The sequence below is a fragment of the Roseovarius salis genome, assembly GCF_044472985.1.
Lineage (GTDB): Bacteria > Pseudomonadota > Alphaproteobacteria > Rhodobacterales > Rhodobacteraceae > Roseovarius > Roseovarius salis.
Window position 1 is genome coordinate 1 of record NZ_JBISDG010000145.1, and the last position, 253, is coordinate 253.

Annotated in this window: 1 protein-coding gene; it reads right to left on the bottom strand. The window is 56.5% G+C overall.

What is annotated here, in order from left to right:
* Positions 1 to 240, bottom strand: a 240-nt coding sequence (locus tag ACH13J_RS18555) for a DUF6396 domain-containing protein (RefSeq protein ID WP_397544818.1), incomplete at its 3' end; no start/stop codon positions are given.
* Positions 241 to 253: the final 13 nt, after the last annotated feature.

A 253-nucleotide genomic window follows, 5' to 3' on the forward strand; every position in this document is an offset into this window, starting at 1 on the left:
GTAGTACCGGCCTTGCCGTTGAGAGGCAGCGCTTGATTTTAGCTCCGAGGGTCGACTTGTCACGCCTTTCGCGGCATCGATGAGAGTCTGTTTGTCGCCATTCCACGGCAAGAGCGGTGCGGGCGGTAATGGAAGCACCTTGTCAAGGTTGGGGAAGCGCAGCAGTGGATTAAGCTCGAGAGCGTTGTAAAGTACAGCATAGCGCTCGGATCGGGCTTGATCGAGATGTGGAACGAGCATGTCGGACAAGTCC